We start from the raw sequence: 7,309 nt of genomic DNA, 5'->3' as shown, positions 1-7,309 counted from the left end.
CGGCCGCGGTCAATGTGACCGCGGCCGTCCGTTTTTCTGCTCCTCCGGCGGCGCGCCTTTCAGAGAAGCGCGCCTCTCGCCTGTAAATGGGCGAACAACCGGTCCATCGGGTTGAAGAGGATTAAGGTAATCGCGAAATTGAATATGCAGTGGAGAATGTCGAAGGGGATTCCGGCGACCCACCAGGAAAAGGCCATGGCGGGCCCTCCCGCGACGAGGTAGGGCAGGCTGCACAGCAGGCCGTAAAACAGCCCGTAAAACGCAGCTACAATCGCCCAGAACCACGCGCGGCGCGGACGCCGGCCCAACACCATCACGATAGCCCAGAGGATGGTCCAGACATAGAGGTACATGAACCACCAGATTCCAAAGCCGTATGTGACGCCCTCCAGCAGCGCAAAGAGATATATGATATACAGGGTGTACCTGCGGAAATACAGGGTAAAGACAATGAACAGAAGCGTTACGCATTCGCCGTTTGGTATGGCTGCCAGCGCCACCTGCAGGCTGAACACCAGCGCGGTGCACAGCGCGAGCACCGTCACGGTGCGGGCCGGATGCGCCGGCCTGTTACGCATAGGTCTCATAGGCTATGGTGTAGCTTCCGCCGTCCGTCACCGGCTGGCTGGCCAGATTCAGCGTGCCGTACTCCCCGTCCACGTAAATTGCCCAGTAGGCGCTGTCCGTCGTGAAATCTGCGGTTACGCCGTCAATCGTATAGAGCGTGTAGCCGAACTCCGCGCTCTCCTCGCCGTCTATTTCGGCCACGGAGTCCAGCACCTCCAGCAGGTATTCCGCCTGTGTGTCCAGCTCATAGGTCTTTTCCTCTTCCGGGAACCGGATGGTAAGGGTAATATGCTTCTCTCCCGCCTCCGCCTTGGGGGCGAAATGGGAGTAGACCCCGTACATAGCGCCGATCAGGGCAATGAGGATGACCACAACAGCGGCGATCACCGCCGGCCTGTGCCTCTTCATATCGCGTTCTCTCCTTATTGTCACGTTTTGTCAATGTGCGTGTTAGAGTATATCATAAAACCTTTTGCACATCAAGATTGCCCTGATTCCGGCGTAATTTCTCCCGGCCGCGCCATACGCATCCTGCGGCTGTCAGCCGGACGCTTTTACTTCTGCGGTTCCAGCATCTCCTTCAGGCGGGCAATCTTTTCCCCGTCCTCCATCTCGTCGCTGAACACAATCCCCGCTATTTCCCACAGCACCTGTCGGCTCTCCTCCCGCATTGCCGCTTCGATATGCTCTATCCCCGGGATTTCCACTTTCACTTTGCCGCTGCGAATCATATTAGATAAAATTATGTCCATCTGCTTCATCTTTTTACACCTGCTATACTTTTTAATATTAAACTGTTATGCATAAATAATATACAAAATACTACACAATGTAAAGTACAAACTGTGTAGCAGGTGATGTTTCATGGCAAGAAAATTTAAGCTCCCCGCCGTTCCCAAAACCACACAGAAAAATGTACGCTTTCCCAACGACATCATAGAGCAGGTTGAGGCGGCCATCCGGGGCACAGACGTCACCTTTTCCGCCTTCGTCATTGAGGCCACGCGGGTGGCCCTGGAAAATCTCCGGGAAGAGGAAGAAAACCAGGAATAGTCTGCCCTCCGCGTCAAAACAAAGGGATATCTGTACAGCAGGTGATAGTATGACGAGAAAATTCAAGCTGCCCGCCGAGCCTGGGACCACCCCAAAGAACATCCGCTTTCCCAACTATGTGATTGACCAGGTGGAGGAGGCTATCCGCGGGACAAAAATCTCCTTTTCCGCCTTTGTCATTGAGGCCACAAAGGTGGCCCTGGAAAATCTCCGGGAGGAGGAAGAGGGACAGGAATAGCCTCCCGCCTCCCCGTCCCTGAGCATACAAAAGGCCGGCGGCGCAGTATCTGAACTGCACCGCCGGCCTTTTTATCTCGTATTTCAGATTCCCTTGTCCACGGTCACCTCGCCGCAGAGGCTGCGGGCGAAGAGGGCCCGCACCTGCTCCGGATCGCCGGTCTGGCCCAGGCACCACATGAGCTTGGTGACAGCGGCCTCGGTGGTCATGTCGTAGCCCTGGATGACCCCCTCGGCCAGGGCCTTCTGCCCGGCCTGGTAGAGGGAGAAATCGCTGCGCTCGTAGAGGCACTGGGAGCACACCACCACCGCCATGCCCGCCTGGACGGCGGCGTGGAGCTTGGCGATGAGGTCCCGGCGGATGAAGTGGAGCCCGCCGGCGCCGAAGGCCTCGATGACCACGCCCCGGTAGTGCATGGACAAAAGCATGTCGAAGATCTCCGGGTTGAGCCCTGGGGTCAGCTTGATGAGGAACACGTCCCGGCACAGGGCGTCCCGCAGTGCGCAGGGCTCCCCGCTGGGGGCGGGCAGCGCCTCAGGCCGCAGAAGCAGCCCGGCCGCGCTGGCCTGGGCGGCCAGGGGCCAGTTGACGCTCTCAAACGCGTCAAAGCCGGTGGTGCGGGTCTTGACCGCCCGGCAGCCCAGAATCACCTTCCGGTCAAAGGCCACGAATACCCCGCCCACGCCGGAGGAGGCCATGGCAAAAGCGGTGCGCAGGTTCTCCAGCCCGTCTGTGAGGGGGTGCTCGATGGGCAGCTGGGAGCCGGTGAGCACCACCGGAATCTCAATGCCCCGGAGCATGAAGGAGAGCACCGAGGCGGTGTAGGCCATGGTGTCGGTGCCGTGGGTGATGACGATGCCGTCAAAATCCCCCCTGCTCTCGTACACCGCCCGGGCGATAACCTGCCACTCCTCAGGCTGGATGTTGGAGGAGTCCATGCTCAGCAGATCGCGGACGGTGAGGGCATAGCTGTCCGTCAGGCCGTACAGCCGCGCGGCCATGCCGCCGCCGTCCAGTCCGGGGGCCAGGCCCTCCTCCGTGGGCCGGGAGGCGATGGTGCCCCCGGTGGTGAGAAGCAAAACCTTTTTCATGAATCCGTATCCCTCTTTTAAGGATTTCTTAATTGCAATTCTTCCCCATATCCTCTATACTGGAGGCAGAAAACAACCGGAATGGAGGAAGCTATATGCATCAGCGCAGCGTTGCCATCTGCATTGTTCTTACCATCATCACCTGCGGCATCTACGGTCTCTACTGGATGGTCTGCCTCACCGACGACTCCACCGAGGTCACCGGCATGGGCCGCACCAGCGGCGGCATGGCTCTGGTGTTCACCCTCATTACCTGCGGCATTTACAGCATCTACTGGTCCTACAAGATGGGTGAAAAGCTGGACATTGCCCGGGCCCAGCGGGGCGTCCCCACCGGCAGCCAGGCTGTCATCTACCTGGTTCTGTCCATTTTCGGTCTGTCCATCATCTCCTGGGCCCTGATTCAGAGCGAGCTGAACAAGTACTACTTCAGCGGCGATGACTTCTGAGGCGAAGCATCGTCTGAGACGGCTGCTTCTGCAGGCGGGCCTGATCCTGGGGATCGGGCTCGCCTATGCTGTTTTTGCCGGGCTGACTGGTCTTTCCATCCCTTGCCCGTTCCATGCGCTCACGGGCCTGCTGTGTCCCGGCTGCGGAGTCACCCGGATGTGCCTGGCGCTGCTGACGCTGGATCTCTCCGCCGCCTGGGCCGCCAACCCGGTGCTGCTGCTTCTGCTGCCCGTTCTGGCGGCGCTGCTGGCCCGTCAGGCGGCCCGGTATGTAAAAACCGGGCGGTCCGCCTTCAGCAGAGGGGAGTCCGCCCTGGTGTGGGGCATGGCGGCCGTCCTCCTGCTCTGGGGAATTGCCCGGAATCTGGAGCCCCTGAGCTTGTCCTGATTTACTGCAGCATCCGCAGGGCCAGGGGGAGCACCAGCTCGGCCACCTTCCGCTCTCCTGCGGCGGACAGATTGTGCCGGGGCAGCTTCCGCTCGCCGTACCACCGGTCCGGGTCATCCCCAAGGGCCTGGTACAGGTCCACAAAGGGCACCCCGCACGCCTCGCACAGCCGGCTCAGGCCGGCGTTCCACTTGGGCAGCCGGGTCTGCACCAGCTCCCCGGCGTAATTCTTGTCAAACCAGGGAATGCCCAGGGCAATGATCCCCATCCCCTGCTCCCTGGCCTGGCGGAACATATCCTCCATCTCGGCCAGATAGGACACCATGGTCCGCTCGGGCCGGCGGATGTCCTCCATGCCAAAGCCCAAAATACACAGCTTGGCCCCGGCGCTCCGGGCGGCAAACTTCTCCCTGGCGTCAGCCGCCGTCTCGCCGGGTACGCCCTCGTTCCGCACCGCGGTCTTGGCCCCCAGTGCGGCCAGAATGGCCTCCATCTGGGCAGGCCACGCCTGCTCCAGAGGGCCGCATTTTCCCTCATCTCCCAGGAAGTAACGGGTGTTCCCGTCCCCCAGGGCCACAATGGTCCGATTCACACACTCACCTTTTTCTCTCTGTATCCCGCTGCCCGTCAGGCCAGCAGATCCCCCTCGGAGATCACCTGATACCAGTGGGACAGCAGCCGGGTCTGGACAAAGCCCGCCGACTGATAGAGGGGATAGGCCTGGATATTGGAGGTGGAGACGCTCAGCCAGGTCCGCTTGTACCCCTCTTCCGCCAGAAGCGCCATCAGCGAGAGCAGCAGCTCCCGGCCCAGGCCCCTGCCCCGGAAGTCCTTGCACAGGCCGATGCCTTCGATCTCCGGGTCAGCCTCCTGGAACCCCAGCAGATAAACCCCTACCGGCTCGCCGTTCAGCAGGGCCAGCCCGCAGCGGCTGCCCTCCGCCTGGACCCGCTCCAGGTCGTTGCGGCCGAAGGTTGCGGAGTTGGGCACGTCGAAAAAGCACTCGTTGTACAGCGCCAGCCACTGGCCCACCTTCTCCCGACTCAGGGGCTCCAGGTTCAGCCTTCCCTCCGGCTGTGGAACAGTTCCGTCCAGGGTCCGCTCCAGGCGGAGCATATCGTAGCGAAACTCCAGACGGTAGCCCTCTCCGCTGCCTTCCGCCAGCGGCGCCGCCGGGTCCTTGGACGCGGCGTAGATCTCTGTGGCGCCCTGGAGCAGCAGGCTCCGGGCGCCCTGCCGGATCAGGCTGTCCACCTGGTCGGGCCAGCACCGGCGGATATACATGTATCCCTTCCCTTTGGTCGGGATCTCCTTTGTGATGATCTCCAGCTCAGGCTGCATGGCCTGTTCCTCCCGCTCTATTTTGTATTGGATGAATTTTTATTATACAACAGCGGTACGGACTGCGCAAGTCCGTACCGCTGTTGTATTTTCATAATTTTGTGCCTTGATTTTGCCTTTTCGCCTGTCAAATGGCACTTCCTGCCCTCAAATATCTACTTCTCCCCGTGTTCCTCCTTGTAGCGCGCCAAAAGGGCGTCGTAGCGCTGTCCGGTAATGCGTGCATAGATCTCAAACCCGGCCAGGATGGCGGCGAAGGCCGCCAGAAAGACGGCCAGGAAAATCGCCCACCCCCGCCAGTCCGCGGCGGGGAACCAGGAAAACAGGACGCCCGCGCCCGCCGCCACCGCCAGAAATGCGGGCAGAGCCAGGGCCACCCGGCGGCCGTAGGGCATGGCGCGCACCACGGCGCCGGAGAACAGAATATACTGAATCGCGCCGCACAGCAGGCACACCAGGCCCAGCTGAAATACCATCATGACCTCCACAGTCTCCAGCCCCATGGCGAGGCAGACCGCCCCGTAGGCCAGCATGCTGGCCGTGTAGCACAGGCATGCCGCCGTCTTGACGCCGGCAAGATGAGAAAAAAAGGCTTTCATACCGCTTACTCCTTTCCGCACCGCTCAGAGCAGGCCCAGTCTCCGCCTGACCTCCGGCACATACTGCCGGGACACGAACACCAGCTCGCCGTTTGACATGGTAAGCCGCATTCTGCCCCCCAGCTCAGGCCGCAGGGACTGGATCTGCCGGAAATTGACCACCACAGACTTGCCCGCCCGGAAAAAGTCCACAGACGCCAGGCGGTCCGAGAGCTCATACAGCTTCAGCGGCGTCTCATATACGCCGCCGGCCGTGTAGAGAAAGGTCCGCCTGTCCACCGTGTCGATATAGAGCACCTCTGCCGCCTCCAGCAGGAAGGTCTCTCCGTCCCGGACGCCGGTCAGCTTCTGATCAAACACCCGCAGCAGCGCCAGCATCCGCGCCACCTGACCGTCCGTCCGCGGACAGCGGATCACCACCTCGGTCTCCGCCAGTCCGGGGTCCTCCTGGATGTGGATCTGCATATGCGCACCTCCTTGTGTGGTCCTTGCAGCTGCAACTGCATTGTACCCGCTCGCCCCGGCCGGCGCAAGCCCTCAAGACGCAAGCTGCACAGACGGGCGCCTGACCTGCACACGGCGCCCGCCTTGATCCGCCCGGATGGGCGCAAAAAAGGGGCGCGCCTTTTCCTGAGGCGCGCCCCGCATATTCCGCTCTTACAGCCGTACCTCCACCGCCCCCGCCATGGTCAGGCTGTCGGGTGTCACATGGCAGGCGCGGGCCAGCACCTCCACCCCGGCCGCCCGGGCCCGGCGGAGCGCGTCCCCAAAGGCGGGATGGGTCAGGTCGTTGGGTGAAAAGAAGGCCGCTCGCTCCATCTGGATGACAAAGCACACCGCCGCCTCATATCCGGCGGCCCGGCAGGCCATCAGCTCCTCCAGGTGCTTCACGCCCCGCTCGGTGGGGGCGTCCGGAAAGTAGACCGCCCCGTCCCGCTCCAGGGTGACCCCCTTTACCTCCACGAAGCCCCGGCGAATCTCCCCATTTTCAGAATACTCATAGTAAAAATCAAACCTGGAATTCCCCCATGTTTTCTCTCCCTGGAGCAGAGTCAGCCCGGGCCGGAATTCTCCCGACCTGGCCCACTGGGCAAACACCTGATTTGGGGCCTGGGCGTCCATATTGATGAGGGTCCCCTGACCGCCCTTCGCGCTGCCCTTTTCCACCGCGACGAGGTCGTAAGCGGTCTTTCGTGCCGGATTGGTACTCTTCTCCAGGTAGACCGTGGCGCCGGGAATCAGCAGCTCCCGACAACGCCCCGTATTTTTCACATGGCATATTACAAAATCTCCGGTTTTCTCCTGTCCCTCCAGGGCTATATGCGCAATAAACCGGTTGGGCCGGGCCAGGAAGGTCCCCCGGCTGATGTGGTGATAGCGCATGGCCTCACCTCCTTCCGGAATATGATACCACAGCCCGGCCAAGATGGAAACCATCATGCTCCGCCGGGACGGGAAAAGAGCGCCGGGCGGATGCCCGGCGCTCAGTCTGTCGAAAAAGTGGCTTCCGCCACTTTTTCGAAGGAGCTTCATGAAATTTTCACCTCGATTTCTGATGAAATTGTCGGCAAAAATTTCATGAG

Annotated in this window: 14 protein-coding genes; 5 read left to right on the top strand and 9 right to left on the bottom strand. The window is 61.2% G+C overall.

Annotated features, from left to right (window positions below):
* Positions 1-59 precede the first annotated feature (59 nt).
* From QZY67_RS11145 to QZY67_RS11135, 3 genes are all read right to left on the bottom strand, one after another.
* Positions 60-587 (bottom strand): hypothetical protein, encoded by a 528-nt coding sequence (locus QZY67_RS11145; protein ID WP_295370337.1) that lies wholly within the window; start codon positions 585-587, stop codon positions 60-62.
* On the bottom strand, positions 571-975 hold the full coding sequence (locus tag QZY67_RS11140; RefSeq protein WP_294533419.1) for a hypothetical protein: 405 nt from the start codon (positions 973-975) through the stop codon (positions 571-573). Before QZY67_RS11140 ends, QZY67_RS11145 begins: the two co-directional genes overlap by 17 nt.
* Positions 976-1,121: 146 nt before the next feature.
* Positions 1,122-1,328 carry a hypothetical protein gene (locus QZY67_RS11135; protein WP_295370335.1) on the bottom strand — a complete coding sequence of 69 codons (207 nt, stop codon included), beginning with the start codon at positions 1,326-1,328 and terminating at the stop codon, positions 1,122-1,124.
* Positions 1,329-1,431: 103 nt separating this feature from the next.
* Between QZY67_RS11135 and QZY67_RS11130 the strand changes: the two genes are divergently transcribed.
* Both QZY67_RS11130 and QZY67_RS11125 read left to right on the top strand, forming a co-directional pair.
* Positions 1,432-1,620 (top strand): YlcI/YnfO family protein, encoded by a 189-nt coding sequence (locus QZY67_RS11130; RefSeq protein ID WP_295370334.1) that lies wholly within the window; start codon positions 1,432-1,434, stop codon positions 1,618-1,620.
* Between the two features lie 49 nt (positions 1,621-1,669).
* Complete coding sequence (locus QZY67_RS11125) at positions 1,670-1,858, top strand: YlcI/YnfO family protein (protein WP_295370332.1); 189 nt, start codon at positions 1,670-1,672, stop codon at positions 1,856-1,858.
* A gap of 83 nt (positions 1,859-1,941) precedes the next feature.
* Here QZY67_RS11125 and QZY67_RS11120 read toward each other — a convergent pair whose 3' ends face one another.
* Entirely contained in the window at positions 1,942-2,949 is a 1,008-nt protein-coding gene (locus QZY67_RS11120; RefSeq protein ID WP_295370330.1) for an asparaginase, read from the bottom strand.
* Between the two features lie 95 nt (positions 2,950-3,044).
* On the opposite strand from QZY67_RS11120, the gene QZY67_RS11115 reads away from it, so the two are divergent.
* Entirely contained in the window at positions 3,045-3,398 is a 354-nt protein-coding gene (locus QZY67_RS11115; RefSeq protein ID WP_295370328.1) for a DUF4234 domain-containing protein, read from the top strand.
* Positions 3,388-3,786, top strand: a complete 399-nt coding sequence (locus QZY67_RS11110) for a DUF2752 domain-containing protein (protein WP_295370327.1) — start codon at positions 3,388-3,390, stop codon at positions 3,784-3,786. Before QZY67_RS11115 ends, QZY67_RS11110 begins: the two co-directional genes overlap by 11 nt.
* 1 nt (position 3,787) lies before the next feature.
* Here QZY67_RS11110 and QZY67_RS11105 read toward each other — a convergent pair whose 3' ends face one another.
* The 5 genes from QZY67_RS11105 to sfsA all read right to left on the bottom strand — a co-directional run bounded on the left by QZY67_RS11105 (position 3,788) and on the right by sfsA (position 7,109).
* Positions 3,788-4,378: an SGNH/GDSL hydrolase family protein gene (locus QZY67_RS11105; protein ID WP_294533435.1), complete on the bottom strand. Its 591-nt coding sequence runs from the start codon at positions 4,376-4,378 to the stop codon at positions 3,788-3,790.
* A gap of 35 nt (positions 4,379-4,413) precedes the next feature.
* Positions 4,414-5,127 (bottom strand): GNAT family N-acetyltransferase, encoded by a 714-nt coding sequence (locus tag QZY67_RS11100; protein ID WP_295370324.1) that lies wholly within the window; start codon positions 5,125-5,127, stop codon positions 4,414-4,416.
* A gap of 155 nt (positions 5,128-5,282) precedes the next feature.
* Entirely contained in the window at positions 5,283-5,726 is a 444-nt protein-coding gene (locus tag QZY67_RS11095; protein WP_294533441.1) for a hypothetical protein, read from the bottom strand.
* Positions 5,727-5,750: 24 nt separating this feature from the next.
* On the bottom strand, positions 5,751-6,191 hold the full coding sequence (locus tag QZY67_RS11090; protein ID WP_294533443.1) for a LytTR family DNA-binding domain-containing protein: 441 nt from the start codon (positions 6,189-6,191) through the stop codon (positions 5,751-5,753).
* A gap of 192 nt (positions 6,192-6,383) precedes the next feature.
* A complete protein-coding gene (gene sfsA / locus QZY67_RS11085) occupies positions 6,384-7,109 on the bottom strand; it encodes a DNA/RNA nuclease SfsA (protein WP_295370321.1) in 726 nt (241 codons plus the stop codon).
* Here sfsA and QZY67_RS11080 point away from each other — a divergent pair.
* A partial coding sequence (locus QZY67_RS11080; protein ID WP_295370319.1) for a hypothetical protein occupies positions 7,095-7,309 on the top strand: 215 nt, incomplete at its 3' end. The two genes, sfsA and QZY67_RS11080, sit on opposite strands and share 15 nt — an antisense overlap.

The organism is uncultured Pseudoflavonifractor sp. (genome assembly GCA_904419835.1).
Taxonomy (GTDB): Bacteria; Bacillota; Clostridia; order Oscillospirales; family Oscillospiraceae; genus Pseudoflavonifractor.
Note: the sequence above shows the minus strand (reverse complement) of the source record. Positions and strands in the feature narration are given on the sequence as shown.